Origin of the sequence: Paraburkholderia largidicola, assembly GCF_013426895.1 — a bacterium.
In the GTDB taxonomy this organism is placed as follows: domain Bacteria; phylum Pseudomonadota; class Gammaproteobacteria; order Burkholderiales; family Burkholderiaceae; genus Paraburkholderia; species Paraburkholderia largidicola.
Genome location: NZ_AP023175.1, coordinates 1,694,866 through 1,712,105, shown reverse-complemented (window position 1 = coordinate 1,712,105; position 17,240 = coordinate 1,694,866). Strand labels below are relative to the sequence as shown.

Here is a 17,240-nt window from a genome sequence, read left to right as displayed (position 1 = left end):
GTCGCGCGTCAGCTCTTGATCGTGTTCAGCAGATGCTGCTTGAGCTTGCCGAGCTTTTGATGCGTGCGCGATTTCTCATCGAGATCGAGGCCGCCGAACATCTCGACGACCCATTGTTCGTGTGCGACGGCCATTCTGTCGAACAGCGCGCGGCCTTCCGGCGTGAGACGCACGCTGATCGAACGGCGGTCGTTCTGATCGGTGTCGCGCGCGACGAGGCCTTCTTTTTCCAGTTGATCTGTAATGCCGGTGATATTGCCGCCCGTCACCATCAAGCGGCGCGACAGTTCCGTCATCTTCAGGCCTTCAGGATGACGCTCCAGTTGCGCCATCAGATCGAAGCGCGGCAACGTCGTGTCGAACTCGTTGCGCAGACGCTTGCGCAATTCCGCTTGCACGAGGTTGGTCGTCGTCAGCATGCGCAGCCACAGGCGTAAGCCCATGTGGCTGTCCGCGCCCGTGCTCATTTCCATGTCCACGACGTTCTCCGCGGGTTTCGCAATGCCTTTGCGCGTCGGTTTGGAGTCGGCGGCGTCGGTAGTTTTCTTCTTTGCAATGTTGCTCATGTGACTTCTCCGCCTGAAACGGAAACAGATTGACCTGTGATGGATTCGGAACCCGGCATGCACAGCCACAGCACGGCGTTTGCGACTTCGGCGGGCGCGATGAAGCGGCGCTGCGGGTTGTTGCGCACGAGAATGTCGCGTGCTTCCTGCTCGCTGCGCGAAGTCTTCGAGGTGATCTGGTCGAGCGACGCGCGCAGCAGTTCCGTTTCCGTATAGCCGGGACAGACGGCGTTGACGGTGACGCCCTTCGTCGCGACCTCGAGTGCGAGCGAGCGCGTGAGGCCAATCACGCCATGCTTGGCCGCGCAGTAAGCGGCGACGTACGCGTAACCGATCTGTCCCGCCGTGCTCGCGACGTTGATGATGCGGCCATAGTTGCGGTCGAGCATCGACGGCAACACGGCGCGCGTGCAGAGAAACACGCCCGTCAGGTTGACGTCGAGCATGCGTTGCCACAGCGCCATATCCGTCTGCGTGAACGGTGCGGCTTGTGCCTGGCCTGCATTGTTGACGAGCACGTCGACAGCGCCTGCAATCGACGATGCTTCAGAAAATGCCTTGTTGACAGCGCTTTCGTCGCACACATCGACGCTGATGCAAGCTGCGATCTCGCCATACGCGCTCAACGTTTCGCGCTGCGCGGCAAGACGTTGCGCATCGCGGCCCATCAACGTGACGCGCGCACCCGCGCGAACCAGCGCTTCTGCCGTCGCCGCGCCGATGCCGCTGCCGCCGCCCGTGACTACCGCGTGTTTTCCCGCAAGGGTGCTGTTCATCAAACCGTTCCTTCCGCGCGTTGTGCGCGCTCTAGCGGCGACAGCCGTGCATTCTCGGCGGCCTGTGCGCGCTCGCGCTCGTAGTTGCGTTCGAGTTGCGACTTGGCGGCGGTGTACTGCTTCGGCCAGTTCACGTCGAAGTAGCCGATCTTCGCTGCTTCGTTCAGCGTCCACGACGGATTCGCCAGATGCGGACGCGCAACCGCACACAGGTCCGCGCGGCCCGCAGCGATGATGCTGTTCACGTGGTCCGCCTCGGAGATCGCGCCGACCGCGATCGTCGCGATGCCCGCTTCGTTGCGGATGCGATCGGCGAACGGCGTCTGGAACATGCGACCGTACACGGGCTTTTCTTCCTTGCTCACCTGTCCCGACGACACATCGATCATGTCCGCGCCCGCCGCCTTGAACGCGCGCGCGATCTCGACGGCATCGTCGGGTGTCGTGCCGCCGTCGACCCAGTCGTGCGCGGAAATGCGCACCGACATCGGCTTGTCCTGCGGCCAGGCCTTGCGCATCGCGGCGAACACTTCGAGCGGATAGCGCAGACGATTCGCCAGCGTTCCACCGTATTCGTCAGTGCGATGATTGGTGAGCGGCGAGAGAAAGCTCGACAGGAAATACCCGTGCGCGCAGTGCAATTCGAGCCAGTCGAAGCCCGCTTCCGCGGCCATTTCCGTCGCACGCACGAACTGTGCTTCGATCTCGCGCAGTTCTGCATGCGTCGCTTCGCGCGACCATTGGCTCACGCCGCGCAGGTATTGCTGCGGCGATGCCGACACCAATGACCAGTTGTCTTCGGGCAAGGGCTGGTCGATGCCGTCCCAGCTGACACGCGTCGACGCCTTGGCGCCCGCGTGGCCGAGCTGCATGCCGATCTTCGCGTCGGACTGCGCGTGCACGAACTGCACGATGCGACGCCACGCGGCCAGATGTTCCGGCGCGTACATGCCGGGGCATCCGGGCGTGATGCGTGCCTCGGGCGACACGCAGGTCATCTCGGTCATCACGAGCGCCGCGCCACCCATGGCGCGAGCGCCGAGATGCATCAGGTGATAGTCGCCCGCGACGCCGTCGACGGCTGAATACTGCGCCATCGGCGACACGACGACACGGTTCTTCAGCGTCACGCCTCGCAGTTTGAACGGCGTGAACATGGGCGGAACGGAGTGCTTGTCCGGCGCGCGTTCGATGCCCGCGCGCGCTGCGAGCCAGTCTTCGAATGACGAGAGATAGCCGGCATCGCGCTCGCGCAGGTTCTCGTGCGATATGCGCTGCGAGCGAGTCAGCAGCGAATATGCGAACTGCTCCGGCTCGAAAGACGTGTAACGGTCGACATGCTCGAACCATTCCGTCGAATTGCGCGCGGCGTTCTGGATGCGCAGCACGTCCACGCTGCGCACTTCCGTGTAGTGCGCGAGCGCGGCGGCGAGATCATGCGGATGCGCGTCGATGCTGTTCGCGAGTTCGATCGCGTCTTCGAGCGCGAGCTTGGTGCCGGAACCGATCGAAAAATGCGCGGTGTGCGCGGCGTCGCCCATCAGCACGACGGGTACGCGTTTGCCGTCGGCGGCTGTTTTCCAGTGCGCCCATTCGCGATTGACGACACGCGGAAAGCGGATCCATTGCGACGAGCCGCGCAAGTGGCTCGCGTTCGACATCAACGGATGGCCGTCGAGATACTTCGCGAACAGCCGCTCGCAGAACGCGATGCTCTCTTCCTTGCTCATTTCGTCGAGTCCTGCCGCGCGCCACACGCGCTCAGGCGTTTCGACGATGAACGTCGACGTCTGGTCGTCGAAGCGGTACGCGTGCGCCTGGAACCAGCCCCATTCGGTCTTTTCGAACGCAAATGTGAAGGCGTCGAAGAGCTTGTTCGTGCCGAGCCACACGAAGCGGCAATCGCGCATGTCGACGTCGGGCTGATAGGTCGAAGCGTATTTCTGGCGGATGGCGCTGTTCAGGCCGTCGCTGGCGATGATGAGGTCGGCGTCGTAATCGTCGTCGTTCGTGACCTGCGTTTCGAACACCAGCTTCACGCCGAGTTCTTCGCAGCGCGCCTGCAGGATGTTCAGCAGCCGCTTGCGGCCGATGCCGCAAAAGCCGTGTCCCGACGAGCGTACCTTCGCGCCGCGAAAGTGGATTTCGATGTCGTCCCAGTGATTGAACGCGCCGAGGATCATGTCGGCGCTATTGGCGTCGGCGGCGCGCAGATTGCCGAGCGTCTGGTCTGAAAACACGACGCCCCAGCCGAAGGTGTCATACGGCCGGTTGCGCTCGACGACGACCACTTCGTGCGCCGGATGCCGGTGCTTCATCAACAACCCGAAATACAGCCCAGCCGGGCCGCCGCCGATACAGACAATGCGCATGCTGGTTCCCCAACGTGTGTGCTCGGCTTTACTTTAGGTTTTGATAGTTTAGGTGTCAAGTAAATTTGCGAGACGATGGGTTCGTGCCCTTGATCCGTGGAGAGCCGGCCAACTATAGGCGTTGCTTATCGTTTGAATAGTAAACAGGTCTTGGACGCTATAGCCGCGTCGCATCACTATTTCTTCGCCCTTTGGGGAAATGACCCGTTCGCCGGCTATCCCCATTGCTCGACAAGCATTCAGATGTACCGGTTTCCCAAACGAAAGCGAAGAACCATGAATACGTTGATCAAGCCAGGAAATAAAGGCAGCATGCTTTCCACACTGTTTGTATTGCTCGCGATTGCTGCGGGGTCGTCGCTAGCCTCGACGGCAGCGTTCGCTGAAACGGGCAGTCCACCTTCACCAGGAAGCAACGCCGGACCAGACGACTATTTTCACACTGGTGCAGGCGCCCGATATTTACGCCGTGCCGACGGGGAAATCGTCGTGCAGCCATTGCGTGGAAATATCACCGTGCTGATGGGTTCAGGCGGCAACATTACCGTCCTGTCGGGCAAGGATGGCAAATTTCTGGTCGACGCGGGCATTAGCAAATCGCAAGAAAAGCTGCAGGCCGCCCTCGGCAAGATCAGTCCCTCACCGCTGAAATACGTGGTGAACACGCATTGGCATTGGGACCATACCGACGGCAATGCATGGATGCACGCAGCTGGCGCCACCATCGTTGCGCACAAGAATACTTTGAAGCATCTGACCGAGACCACGCATGTCAACGCCTGGAATTGGACCTTCGATCCGGTGCCGGCCGGTGCACGCCCAACCCTGATTGTCGATAACGAAAAGACTTTCAACTTCGCAGGAACGACGATTGAAGTAGAGAACTTCGGTGGTGGCCACACCGATGGAGATCTATGGGTCTACTTCAAAAAGGCCGATGTTCTGGCGCTGGGAGACACCTTCTGGAACGGCATTTATCCGTATATCGACAATGAAGATGGCGGCAATATCGACGGTGCGATCAAATGGGCCAACAAGGCTGTGGCATCTACCACAGACCACACCATCGTCGTTCCCGGCCATGGCGCGGTGGGGACGCGCACTCAACTGATCGAATTCCGCGACATGCTGGTTACGGTCCGCAATAACGTCGCAGCCTTGAAATCGCAGGGCAAATCACTGGACGAAATTATCGCCGCCAGGCCGACCGCGGCCTTCGACGCGAAATGGGGGAATTTCGTGTTCAACGGCAGCCAATTCACAAAGATGGTCTACGACGGGCTGTAGTAAATAACTCTAAAGCGCCCGGCAATCTTCGGCGGCTTCAATGTTTCCTCGTACGGGCGTCACGTGGCGCTCGACAACCACGCTGCAAGTCGCACCATTCCGATCAGCGCACCGGCCCCCACAATAGCGAATCCGGCAGCACGCCGGATATATCGTCCAGCGTTTCCGCGTCGCTGCTGAGCATCCACATTTCTGCCGTCGAACCATACGTTCATCGTTTTGCTCCCTGTGTCTCCTTCAACCCGTGGCGGACATCCATCGCCGGGTGTCACGGGTGCGCGGATGTTCCAGCGCGGTCGGTCGTGACAGCAAGCGTTGCGTATTCGGCGATCAGCACGACAAGCAAAGAGTAATTTGCACTCCGAACGATACGATAGAGCCTGAAGAACATAGGTCCCCATCTACCGCCTGTCATCTGTCGCAATGCGTCATAGACGAGGGGAAACACGCGCCTGGCAAGAGTATGCCACATTTTCGTCGTAAATGCGAATGAGTCGCATTTGATAGTTTTAGTAAGAAACACGGCGCGCCTCGTGAGCGCCGCCACGGGTCGGCGCGAGCGGCATCTACACGCGAAAAACAGGCTGTGGCGTGGTGACGACTAAATGTACTAAACGGTCAAATTGATTTGCAATTGCGAATCGTTGTCATTACCATTCACCCGAAATTTTCGCCACCATTTGCACCAGGTGTTTCGTAACCCGCCTGCCATAACAACGAATGAAGATTCTGAAGTCTGACCACGCGCTTACCGCTCACCGCTATTCCCGTAACCAGTCTGTTCTCGGCGCCGCGCTACTCATCAGCGTCGGACTGGCGCTATCGACTGCGACGTCGTGCGCTCGCGCGGACGACGCGGTTGCCGCAGACGCGACGCTCCCAACCGTCAGCGTGAAAGCGTCGGCGGATAACAATGGGGCGCAGCCCGACAAGATCAGTGCCGGTGCGCTCGGCACACTCAAGCAGGTCGACACGCCGTTTTCGACGCACGTCGTGACGAGCGAAGAGGCGCAGGATCTGTTCGCGAATACGGCCAACGACCTGTTCCAGTACGACCCGGCCGTGTCGATCACGAGCACCAACGCCATCGGCGAAAACTCGATGTTCAACGTGCGAGGCCTGCCGATCGACACGCTCAACAGCATCAAGGTCGATGGACAGAGCTTCCCGTCGTGGGACACCGATCTCGCACTCGAGCCGTTCGAGCAGGTCGAACTGCTGAAGGGGCTGTCGGGCTTCATGTACGGGTTCGGCTCGCCGGGCGGTATCGTCAACTACGTGCTGAAGCGTCCGACCGATACGCCGTATCGCAGCTTTTCGGTGGGCTATCAGTCGGCGGGTGTGTTCAGCGAGAAGCTTGACGTTGGCGGCCGCTTTGGCAAGGACGACCGGTTCGGCTACCGCTTCAACCTCGTCAACGAGGAAGGCAATACGGCCGAGGCAAATGGACATCTGCGACGCCAGGTGGCGTCGGCGGCGCTCGACTTCCGCATCACGCCGGACCTGACGTGGACGGTCGACGCGTTCTACACGAAGCGTAAGCAGGAAGGCACGATCTTCGGCCTGATGTTCGGCTCGGACGCGGGCGGCATTCCGGACGCCAGTCTGGTCACGCACAATCTGTCGCAACCGCAGAACTACTACCAGGTCGAAATGGCGTCGTTCGGAACGGGGCTCGACTATCGGCTCTCCGAGAACTGGCACGCGAGCGTGAAGTACCGCTTCGCGAAGGAAAACCGCACGAACTCGGACAGTCTGCTGTACGTGTACAACACGGCCGGTGACTACTCCAACACGCTGTATGCGGCGATGACGCGATACTTCTACCAGAACGTCGACGCGATGGTGGAAGGCAAGTTCAACACGGGCAGCATCAAGCACGATGTCGTCTTCGGTGCGGGCTATCAATCGCAAGTCACTGAGTACGATAACAGCGAAGGCTGGAACGACGGGTATACCCTCGGTATCGGCAACATCTATAGCAGCACGTTCCTGACCAATGCCGACGTGCATATCGGCGAGAACCTGTACAAGCAGTCCCGCACGACACAGGCCGCGATCTACGCTAGCGACACGGTTCAGTTCACGCCGCGCATTTCGGCGCTGCTCGGCTTGCGCTATACGCAGTTCCATCAGTTCACGTACGATCCGACGGGCGCGACCACGGCGAACTACAGCGCGTCTCCCGTGACGCCGACTGTGGCGCTGATGTACAAGACGGACGCGTATTCGACGCTGTACTTCAGCTACGTTCAGTCGCTGGAGCAAGGCGGTTCGGCTGCGAACACCAACCTCAACTACCCAGCGACGTTCGGTCCGCTGCGCAGCAAGCAATATGAAGTGGGCTTCAAGACGGATCGCAGCAAGTGGGGTGCGAATCTCGCGCTGTTCCGCGTCGATCAGGGCTACAACTACACGAACTCGGCGAACATCTTCGTTCAGGACGGCACCAAGCGTTACACGGGCGTCGATGCGAGCGGCTGGCTTCAGCTTGCCAGCGACTGGCGCGTGATGGGTGGCGTGATGTGGCTCGATACCAAGGCCGTCGATATCGACGATCCGACTATCGAGGGCAAGCGTATCTATGGGGCGCCGCGATGGACCGTGACGGGCCGCGTCGAATACAACCCGTCGTACATGCGTCGTCTTACGCTTGCGTTCGGTGGCCGCTATGTCAGCGATATGGCCGTGGATGCCGCCAACACGCAATTCGTGCCGGCATATACGGTGTTCGATCTGAGCGGCAAGTATGAAACGCGTATTGCGGGCAAAGAAGTGACGTTCCGCGCGGGTATCAACAACCTCCTCAACCGCCGTTACTGGACGACCGCGTGGGGCTACTACGTCAGCCCGTCCGCGACGCGTACGGCGGTGGCTAGCGCGACGATGCAATTCTAAGCAGGAAGCTGCGATAATCAGCGCAGAGAGGTAAAGGAAGCGACAGGCATACCATGCAGTGTGACTGTCGCTTCGTCTAATGCGTCCAACGCATTCACCAGCGCCAAGCAAATCCATCTTGTTCGAACGCTCATCGACAGATTGACGCTTCGAATACAGCCGAACGTACGCCATCGATTGACACCTCATTCGATGACCTTCCTTGCAGATAACAGATTCGTAATCGAGCGGCCAGATTATGGTCATCCGCGCTCGACAATAATCTAACCGTCACAAACCTGGTCCCAAGCCTGATGACAACGGCAACTTGAAATCGTCGTGAGCGAATAAGGAACCGTTAAGTCTTTTGGACCTAATCTGAACGGGCATCTTTTTGAACCTGTTCACCAAGCAAGGAGAGTTCGATGAAAACCTCAATCACCATCGCAATGCTGACGGCCGTGCTTCTGATGCCTGCAATCTCATACGCAAAGATCGATTCGAATCAGACGACGACGCGCGGCGAAGTCAAGGCGCAAATCGTGCAAGCCGAGAAAGATGGCACGTTGCATCAATCGAAGGTGCACTATCCCGACTACAACGCAAACGCGTCGACAGTGGCACAGCAATCGGACAGCGGCTACGGAACGATGCCGTTGAATTTTTCGCAATCGGGGTCTCCGGCGCAAGGCATCAACAATAGCATCCTGTTCGACCATCATTGATCCGAGCCGGGGATGCCTAACGTTTGATGGCCCAGTCTATCGCGGCATCGAACAATTGCTGGCCTGACTGCGAGAGGTTCGCGAAGGAGTCGTTGCTCATGAAGAACATCACGCGTCGAGCGGGTGCGAGCGCTTCGTAGTCCATCGTTGCGCCCGCTTCGTAGGCGAAAATGGCAGCCTTGTCGGGCTGACCGTAGACGCTCGCGATAACGGATGCGCCGAGGCCCGGCTTGCCCCAGCTCATCGCCGCCTGCTTTCCGTACACGTTGACGACGCCTGCCGGCAAGCCCGCAGCAATCGGATGCGGTGCATTCACCAGCCACAGGTAGCGCTCTTTATCGGTCTCACCGAAATCGACATCATGGCGTTTGCCACACATCGCCAAATCGTCGAGCAAGTCGTTTTCCCAGGTGACGAGCGGCACGGGTAACGTGCGCCATCCAGGCAGTACATCCTTCGACGACACCGTCGACGAGATCACGATCAGATTCGCGTCGCGCGCGAGTTCGGGGCGGTAATCCTGATCGACGAGTTGAACCGAGTAGCCGCGTGCGCCGAGATGGGCTGCAATGCGCTGATCGGTCGCGAGGTTGGGGCCGTTCAGTTGTACGACCATCACGATGTTTTTTCGAGCGTCTTTGGTATTGGCGCGAGCGATGGACGGTAATAGCGCGGCAGTCGCCAAACCCAAAAGCGAAGAGAGCGCATGGCGTCGCGTGTGATCGGGCGCTGCCGTTCGATTGCGTTTCATGTTGATGTCCTCGTGGCCGCGTTCAGAATTCGAGCGTAGAAAGAAGCGAAACCTGCCGCGCGTCGCCGACCGCGACGAAATAGCGATTAGCGCTGGACGGGTAATAGGTCTTGTTGAAGAGGTTCTTCACATTCAACTGGAACGACACGTTATGTCCGCCCCATTTCGTGTTGTAGTTTGCGAACGCATCGGCGACGGTATAGGCGGGCAGGGTGAAGCTGTTCGCCGAATCGCCGGGCCGTTCGCCGACGTAGTGCGCGCCCGCGCCCACGCGCAACTGATCGCCGCCGAAGATCGCACCGAAGTCGTAAACGGCCGCGAGCGACGCCGTATGCTGCGCGACATTCCACAGCCGGTTGCCCGCATAGAGCGGGTCTTCCGTCGTTTTCGCGTCGATATACGCGTAGCTCGCAATGACGCTCCAGCGTTGGCCGATCTGCCCGGCGACATCGAGCTCGATGCCGCGCGAGCGCGCCTTGCCCGACGTTCGCCAGTCGGTTTGTTTGGTCGAGTCGTTGTACTGTGACACCAGCACGTTCGATTTATCGATGTTGAAGAACGCGAGCGTGCCCGTCAGGCCGGCCGGCATGGCGACTTTCGCGCCGACTTCCCACGAGGTCGCTTCTTCGGGCAGCACCGACGAGTCGATCACGACGCCCGTGCTGAGCGGAGCGATCGTCGACGTTGGCTTCAGCGATTGCGTATAGCTGCCGTACAACGAGACGTTATCGGTCCACTTGTAGACGATACCCGCGCGCGGCAACCATTTGGTCCCGTTCAGATCGGTGTTCACGTGGAACGGGCGGCCGCGTCCCGCGACCTGGTTGTACGACAGGAACCGTGCGCCGCCGACGAGGATCCATTTGTCGGTCAGATGCAGGCTGTCCTGAAAGAACACGGATGCGTCATGCAGCGTGTCGGTCTGGTCGCTGTCGCTGGCGGACACGGTGGTCGACGGGCTTTCGAGCCCATACACGGGGTGCAAATAGTTGAACGTGTACTTCGTCGCCTGCCGCAACAGGTCCTTCCGATAGATGCGCCGATATTCGTCGTCGACACCCACTTGCAGGTCGTTGCGCAATCCCGCCACCGTGAAATGTCCATCGATATAGGCGATCGCGTAGCTGTCCGTGCTGAGCGCGCCGTGCGTCGCGTCGTTGCTGCGCGAGAGCACGCCTGTCGTGCTGTTGACGCCTTGCACGCGCAACTGGCCGGCGTCGTACGTTTCGCGGTTGTAGCTGTAGCCGAAATGCGCCTTCCAGTTCGCGTTGATCTGATGATCGACGGTCAGTTGCGCGAGATGCGATTCGCCGTCCATTTCGTTGAACGGCTCATCGAGACGCTCGCGCGCGGGAATGGCCAGCGGCTCGTTGGTCTTGGGATCGAGCGCGGTGCCGCGATCGAACGGATACAGAAACTTGCGATACTCGTAGGACAGTACGACCTGGGTATCGCGTCCATACCAGGCAAGCGAAGGCGCGACGAGCGTTTCGCGGTGTTCGCCAAAGTTGCGCCAGTATTGTTCGTTGACCTGGTCGACGATGAGACGGTACGCGAGGCCCGAATCGCCGATGGGTCCTGTCAGATCGAGCGTGCCATCCGCGCCGTTGCGGCCGTGGCCATAGGTCGAACCGAGCAACGAGACGGCGTGATAAGGCGTGAGCAGCGGCTGCTTGCTCACCACGTTGACGACGCCGCCCGGGTCCATGATGCCGTAGAGCAGCGATGCCGGTCCCTTGAGCACTTCGACGCTATCCGCTGCGGCGTTGAGGCCGCGGCCCTGCACGAGCGGCATGCCGTTGTGCATGATCGAGCCGTCGCGGTTGCCGCCGAAGCCGCGTTTGAGCAACGTGTCCTGCGTGCCCGCCAGCGTGTTGCCTTGCACGATGCCGCTGACGTTGGCGAGCGCGTCGTCGAGATTGCGCGGACGCTGATCGCGCAACACTTGCGCGGGCACGACGTTGATGGCCTGCGGCGTATCGATGACGGGAATGTCGGAGCGCGTGATATTCGCTTCGGGTGGCGGTCGGTAACTCCCCGCGCTGATGCCTGTCGAGGCGACCTTGACGGTGGGCAATACGGCCGTGTCGTCGAGTTCGACATTGCTGGCATCTTCGACCAGCGTGTAGCTGCCGTTGCTCTGTTGAACGGACGACAGCCCCGTGCCGCGCAACAGCCGCACGAGCCCCTGTTGCGTATCGTATTCGCCATGCAGGCCCGCGCTATGACGATTCGCGGTGAGCGCGCTCGGATACGACAGCATGATGCGCGCTTGCTGGCCGTACTGGCTGAGCGCGCTTTCGAGCGGTCCGGCAGCGACATCGAAAGTCTTGCGTGGTGAGGCTTGGGCCGTTTCCGTTGCATCGGCGGCGAAGACGGTGGGAGACGCAATGGTCGCGAAGATGGTTGCCGTCGCAATGCCGATGATGTGCCGTCCGGGAAACGCACGACGACGTGATTCTCGTGCGGCGGTATTCGCGCTGGCTCTTGCAGAAAGTCCCATGTTTTACGAGGCTCGAGGAGGTAGATGATCTGGTGTTCTCATCTGCCTTGTCCCGCGAGAATCGAAAACAGCTCAATGTCGACGAAAATTTTTTGCCGCGTAGTGATTGCGCGCTACGAACGCGCTCGCTTCACCGTTACCCAGTAGCGCGTGATGTACTCCAGTTCGACGGGCAGCGTGGTCGCGAGGGTGTTGAGCACGCGATCGGTGTCCGATAGCGGATACGTGCCTGACAAGCGGAAGTCCGCGATCGAAGGATCGCAGCGCAGGTAGCCGTCCCGATACCGTCCGAGTTCCGACAGGAAGTCGGTCAGACGCATGTTGCTGGCGACCAGCATGCCTTGTGTCCATGCCGCGGTATCCGCGCTTGTCGGCTCGATAGACATGATCTGCGTGGCGGTGAAGCGCATGCGCTCGCCTGCATGCACGACCTTCGACACCCCCGGCGCGTGGCCCGGTTCGACCTTGACCGCGCCTTCGAACACGTCGAGCCGGGTCGTCGAGTCTTCCTGTCTGAGCGAGAAGCGCGTGCCGAGCGGTATCGATACGCCTTGTGCCGTCTGTGCGACGAACGGGCGCGGCGTGGGTCCGTCGTCGTGCCCCGTGACGACCATGATTTCGCCACGAAGCAGAACGATGCGGCGCTCGGTGTCGGAAAAGCGGACATCGACGGCGCTCGCGGTATTGAGCATGAGCCGCGTGCCGTCGGCGAGCGTCACGTTGCGCTGCTCGCCCGTGCTGGTGCGCAGATCCGCGCTCCAGCTCCGCCACGCAATCTGATCGCGCGCAAGCCAGGCGGTCCCGCCCGCAAAGAAGAGCAGGACCAGCGCCTTGACGCCCGCGCGCCGCGCGGGCGAACGTGGACGCGTCAACGCGGCGCGCGCGGCACTCCCGCCTGCGCCATCGTTGAGCGTCTGAAAGCGTTGACTCACGGACTGGATATGCCGCCACGCGCGATCGTGGTCGGCATGTTCGGCCCGCCAGCATTCGAACGCGCGTCGTTGCGAGTCCGTGATGTCGCCGGACTGCAGATCGAGCCACCATTCGACCGCACGACGCGCGACATTGGGCGCGATGCCAGGAGGGCTGCCGATATTCACGCGTTCATTCCAGTTTCATTGCAAAGAAGCATTGCGCGGCTGCTTTCAGCAGATAGCGCTTCACCGTCGCAAGGGAAATGCGCAGCGTGGCGGCGATTTCCGTCTGCGTCGCGCCGTCGAGTTGCGCCATCAGGAACGCGCGTTTTACCAGTACGGGCAGACCGTCGAGCAACGCATCGATCTCGCACAGTGTTTCGAGCAGCACGGCACGCTCTTCGGGCGACGGCGCAAGCGGCTCCGGCACCAGCGCGAGCGCTTCGAGGTACGCGCGCTCGATCTGCTCGCGTCGCCAGTGATTCGCCAGCACGCGCTGGGCGACCGTCGTCAGGAAGGCGCGCGGTTCGAGCAGTTCAAGCGGTTCGTCGCGCGCGAGCAGGCGCATGAAGGTGTCGTGCGCAAGGTCGGCCGCCCGATGCGCGCATCCCAGCTTGCGGCGCAGCCACGTGTGAAGCCAGCCATGATGGGCGACGTAGAGGTCTTCGACCTCGAGACGCAACGAGAGATTGTCTGCCGGCATGCGCGGTCTTCCGGACGAGTCCAGTAAGCAAAAATAAAGCTTCTAAATGAGAATTATTCGTATTGTCGCATAAGGGAAGAGAATCTTGCACGCGATCAAATTTCCCGCGCGAGTCCCGCCTGCCGACGGCGATGGCGCGTGGGCATACGTCCTGCAACCGGGTCGAACGCCCGTTGCGCGGGTTCTGACAACCGTTGGCCCAAAGCCATCGCCCATCCCGTCGATGCCGCCTGTCAGAATCAGGGCGTAGCGTTACGGACGCCTGCACCGCCCTTCAAATGCTTGCTGGATGCGCATTGGCACGTTTCTTACGTTGCGGATGCCGCCGATCGTAGTAACGTATCGAAAATTTTGTCTTTCGCCTGGCCAGTTGATTCTCGAGGCGCCTATGTCCACCGACACCGACACCACCATGATTGATGAGCAGGTCGCAGCCGTTGCAGACCGCATGACCGAAGAAGGCCGTCTGGTTTCCCCCGTCACGATCTGGGCGGAAGTTCGCAGCGGTTCGATCGTCGCGGTCGCCGCCGCGCTGCAACGCTGGCGCGAGGCGCGCGAGCCGCAGCCGCCGGCACCGGAGACGCAAGCGCAGAAGGCGCTGCCGGGCGAACTGGCGGAAACCTTGATGGAAGCCGCACGCCGCATCTGGACCGCTTCACAGGACGACGCCGGGCGGTTGCTCAGCGAAGGCCTGGATGCGGCGAGCCAGCAACTCGATGTCGTGCGCAGGGAGCGTGACGAGGCGCTTGCCGCGTATCAGGAGACGGGGGAAGAGGCCGCGACGGGGCGCGAGCGGCTGGACAGGTTGCGCCACGACCTCCACGCGTTGCAGGAATCCGCCGCGCAGGTTCGCGCCGACTTCGAAACAGTAACCGCGCGCGCGGAAGCCGCCGAGGCCAGCGCCCAGAACCTGAGCGAGCGCGCATCGGCGGGCGAGGCCAGGCTCACGGCGATCCAGAGCACGCTCGAAGATCAGCACCGGGCAAATGAATGGCTCGCCGCGACGGTTTCGGGCAAAAACGACGAGATCGCGCGGCTTGGCCGCGAGCGCGATGACGCGCGTCGGCAGATCGCGACACTGGACGAGGCTTGCCAGGCGAAGTCGGAAGAAGCCGAGCGCTGGTCCCAGGAAGCGGCCGCAGCGGTGTCGCGCGCCGATGCAGCGGCGGCGCAGGCGAACGAGAGCACCGCGCGCCTCGCATCGGTCGAGGCCGACCTGAACGAGACCCGCAATGCACTCGCCGCGGAACGCGACGCCGCGCTGGAACATGCCGCCGACCTGTCCGAGCAGCGCAACGCACTTGAGCGCGTCAACCACGAACTGAACGAATCCCGAGCGCAGATCGGCGCGCTGACCGAGGCGCACACGCTGGCGGCAGCCGAACTGGCGCGCATGACGCAGGACGTCTCTGCCGCGACCGAACGTGCCGACGCAGCGGAACAACGCGCGTCCCAGCTGGACCAGAGCCTGACGGTGGAACGCGAGGCCACGGCGGCGCAGCGCGACGAACTGCAGCGCGTCACACGCGAACTGGAAGAAGCACGCACGCGTGCCGATACGCTGACCGAGGCGCAGACGGCCGCGAGTGCCGAACTGGCGCGGGTCTCGCAGGACGCGTCCACCGCGAAGCAAAGGGCCGATGCGGCCGAGCAGCGCGTGTCGCAACTCGAGCAGAGCCTGACGGTAGAGCGCGAGACAACGGCGGCGCACAGCGATGAACTTCAGCGTGTCAGGACCGAACTGGACGAAGCTCGCGCGCAGATCAATGCGCTGACCGAGGCGCAGACGGCCGCAAGCGCCGAACTGGCGCGGGTCACGGAAGACGCATCGTCGGCAAAACAACGGGCCGACGCGGCCGGGCAGCGAGTAGCGGAACTGGAGCAAAGCCTCGCATCCGAGCGCGAGGCCACGGCGGCGCAAAGCGACGAACGGCAGCGCGTCACGCGCGAACTCGACGAAGCCCGTTCACGGATCGACGCGTTGACGCAAGACTCGACGGCCGCGAAGGAAAGGGCCGAAGCCGCCGAACGACGCGCAACGGAGCTGGAGCAGAACCTCGCGAGCGAGCGAGAGGCATCGGCGGCGCGGACCAGCGAATTGCAGCGCGTCACGGATGAACTCGAAGGCGCGCGAACACAGATCCACGCGCTCACCGAGGCGCAGACGGCGGCAAGCGCCGAACTGGCGAACGTCCGGCAGGAAGCCGCATCCACGAAGCAGCGGGCCGAAGCCGCCGAACAGCGCGCCGTCCAGCTGGACGAGAGTCTTGCCGTCGCGCGCGAAGCAGCCGTGGCGCGCAACAGCGAAGCGTCCGCTCAGTTCGACGAGTTGCAACGCGTCACGCGCGAACTCGAAGAGGCCCGCAATCGGATCAACGCGCTGACCGAGGCGCAAACGGCAGCCGCCGCCGAACTGGCGCAGATGACGCAAGATGCATCCGCCGAAAAGCGCCGCGCCGATGCAGCCGCGCAACTGTCAGCCCAGTTGGGACGGGATCTCGATGCGGAACGCGAGGCAGCGACAGCGCGAAGCGCCGAAGCGTCGGCTCAATCGAACGAGCTGCAACGCGTTACGCGCGAACTCGAAGAAGCGCGTAATCAGATCAACGCGCTGACCGAGACGCAAACGGCGGCAGCCGCAGAACTGGCGCAGGTGACGCAAGACGCATCCGCGGCGAAGCACCGCGCGGAAGCAGCCGAACAAACGCTCGCAGCCGAACGCGATGAAGCCCGCAAACAGGCAGCCGCGCTGACGGAAGCCCAGTCCGTCGCAAGCGCCGAACTGTCGCGGCTCACGCAAGAAGTATCCGCCGCAAAAGAACGAGCGGACTCAGCCGGGCAACGTGCAGCACAACTGGAACAGAGCCTCGCAGCGGAACGGGAAGCCGCCGTCGCGCGCAACAGCGAAGCATCGTCGCAACTCGACGAACTGCAGCGCGTGACGCAAGAACTCGCCGAAGCCCGCAAGCAGATCGACACGCTCACCGACGCGCACACATCCGCGAGCGCAGAACTGGCAAAGCTCGCACAGGACGCATCGGCGGCGAAGGAAAGAGCGGACGCAGCCGAACGTCAGGCAGCGCAAGCAGAGCAGAGCCTTTCATCCGAGCGCGAGGCGGCCGCAGCGAAAAGCGACAGCGCGTCGACGCAACTCAACGAACTGCAGCGCGTCACGCGCGAACTGGACGAAGCCCGCGCGCAGATCAGCGCGATGAGCGAGTCGCAGACGGCGGCCAGCGCCGAACTGGCGCGCGCGACGCAAGACGCGTTCGCCGCGAAAGAGCGGGCCGATGCCGCGGAACAGCGCGCAGCCGAACTGGCGCAAAGCCTGGCCGAGCGCCCGCGCGAACAGGCATCGACACAGGGTGCGCAAGGCGGCGAACTGCCGGGCGGAGCCGATGTCGCGGAAGAACTCGCGTCCTTGCAACGCCAGATCGCGGCTCAGGCGAAGACTCACACGAAGGCCTACAACGAGCTTCGCGCGAACGCCGAGCAATGGGTGACGTACGCGAAGGACATCAAGCAGCGGCTCGACCAGGCGAACGAAAAAATCCTCTTCATCGACGCGCGCAGCACCGGCGAAGTCGCGCTCTTGCGCAGGCTGTCATTCGAACTGGAGCGTCTCAAGCCCGATCATGAACTGGTGTTCAGGGAAGCGCAGAAGAAGCTGATCGGCGCGACGATGACCCAGCAACTCGCGCAAAAGGGCTACCAGTACGATCCGGCGACGTCGGTGATGTCGAAGCTGGAGGGCTGACGCGCACAA

Annotated in this window: 11 protein-coding genes; 4 read left to right on the top strand and 7 right to left on the bottom strand. The window is 61.9% G+C overall.

What is annotated here, in order from left to right; translation table 11 throughout:
• Positions 1 to 8: 8 nt before the first annotated feature.
• The 3 genes from PPGU16_RS24270 to PPGU16_RS24260 are packed head-to-tail and all read right to left on the bottom strand — an operon-like array spanning position 9 to position 3,714.
• On the bottom strand, positions 9 to 566 hold the full coding sequence (locus PPGU16_RS24270) for a MarR family winged helix-turn-helix transcriptional regulator (protein ID WP_180722954.1): 558 nt from the start codon (positions 564 to 566) through the stop codon (positions 9 to 11).
• The gene (locus PPGU16_RS24265) at positions 563 to 1,342 is read right to left on the bottom strand and encodes an SDR family NAD(P)-dependent oxidoreductase (protein ID WP_180722953.1); all 780 of its coding nucleotides are present in this window, start codon (positions 1,340 to 1,342) and stop codon (positions 563 to 565) included. Before PPGU16_RS24265 ends, PPGU16_RS24270 begins: the two co-directional genes overlap by 4 nt.
• Positions 1,342 to 3,714: a bifunctional salicylyl-CoA 5-hydroxylase/oxidoreductase gene (locus tag PPGU16_RS24260; protein WP_180722952.1), complete on the bottom strand. Its 2,373-nt coding sequence runs from the start codon at positions 3,712 to 3,714 to the stop codon at positions 1,342 to 1,344. The genes PPGU16_RS24265 and PPGU16_RS24260 overlap by 1 nt, the downstream gene beginning before the upstream one ends.
• A 276-nt stretch (positions 3,715 to 3,990) precedes the next feature.
• On the opposite strand from PPGU16_RS24260, the gene PPGU16_RS24255 reads away from it, so the two are divergent.
• The 3 genes from PPGU16_RS24255 (at position 3,991) to PPGU16_RS24245 (ending at position 8,603) form a co-directional block, all read left to right on the top strand.
• Positions 3,991 to 5,001, top strand: a complete 1,011-nt coding sequence (locus tag PPGU16_RS24255; protein ID WP_243460607.1) for an MBL fold metallo-hydrolase — start codon at positions 3,991 to 3,993, stop codon at positions 4,999 to 5,001.
• Positions 5,002 to 5,721: 720 nt separating this feature from the next.
• A complete protein-coding gene (locus PPGU16_RS24250) occupies positions 5,722 to 7,899 on the top strand; it encodes a TonB-dependent siderophore receptor (protein ID WP_180722951.1) in 2,178 nt (725 codons plus the stop codon).
• 404 nt (positions 7,900 to 8,303) lie between these two features.
• Positions 8,304 to 8,603: a DUF4148 domain-containing protein gene (locus PPGU16_RS24245; protein ID WP_180722950.1), complete on the top strand. Its 300-nt coding sequence runs from the start codon at positions 8,304 to 8,306 to the stop codon at positions 8,601 to 8,603.
• A 16-nt stretch (positions 8,604 to 8,619) separates the two neighbouring features.
• On the opposite strand, the gene PPGU16_RS24240 is transcribed toward PPGU16_RS24245, so the two are convergent.
• The 4 genes from PPGU16_RS24240 to PPGU16_RS24225 form a co-directional block, all read right to left on the bottom strand.
• Complete coding sequence (locus PPGU16_RS24240; protein ID WP_180722949.1) at positions 8,620 to 9,354, bottom strand: hypothetical protein; 735 nt, start codon at positions 9,352 to 9,354, stop codon at positions 8,620 to 8,622.
• 22 nt (positions 9,355 to 9,376) lie between these two features.
• Positions 9,377 to 11,857 carry a TonB-dependent siderophore receptor gene (locus PPGU16_RS24235; protein WP_180722948.1) on the bottom strand — a complete coding sequence of 827 codons (2,481 nt, stop codon included), beginning with the start codon at positions 11,855 to 11,857 and terminating at the stop codon, positions 9,377 to 9,379.
• A gap of 113 nt (positions 11,858 to 11,970) precedes the next feature.
• Positions 11,971 to 12,957, bottom strand: a complete 987-nt coding sequence (locus PPGU16_RS24230; RefSeq protein ID WP_180722947.1) for a FecR domain-containing protein — start codon at positions 12,955 to 12,957, stop codon at positions 11,971 to 11,973.
• Positions 12,958 to 12,961: 4 nt separating this feature from the next.
• Positions 12,962 to 13,474, bottom strand: a complete 513-nt coding sequence (locus PPGU16_RS24225) for a sigma-70 family RNA polymerase sigma factor (RefSeq protein ID WP_180722946.1) — start codon at positions 13,472 to 13,474, stop codon at positions 12,962 to 12,964.
• Positions 13,475 to 13,862: 388 nt separating this feature from the next.
• Between PPGU16_RS24225 and PPGU16_RS24220 the strand changes: the two genes are divergently transcribed.
• On the top strand, positions 13,863 to 17,231 hold the full coding sequence (locus tag PPGU16_RS24220; RefSeq protein ID WP_224029367.1) for a DNA-binding protein: 3,369 nt from the start codon (positions 13,863 to 13,865) through the stop codon (positions 17,229 to 17,231).
• The last annotated feature ends 9 nt before the right edge of the window (positions 17,232 to 17,240 follow it).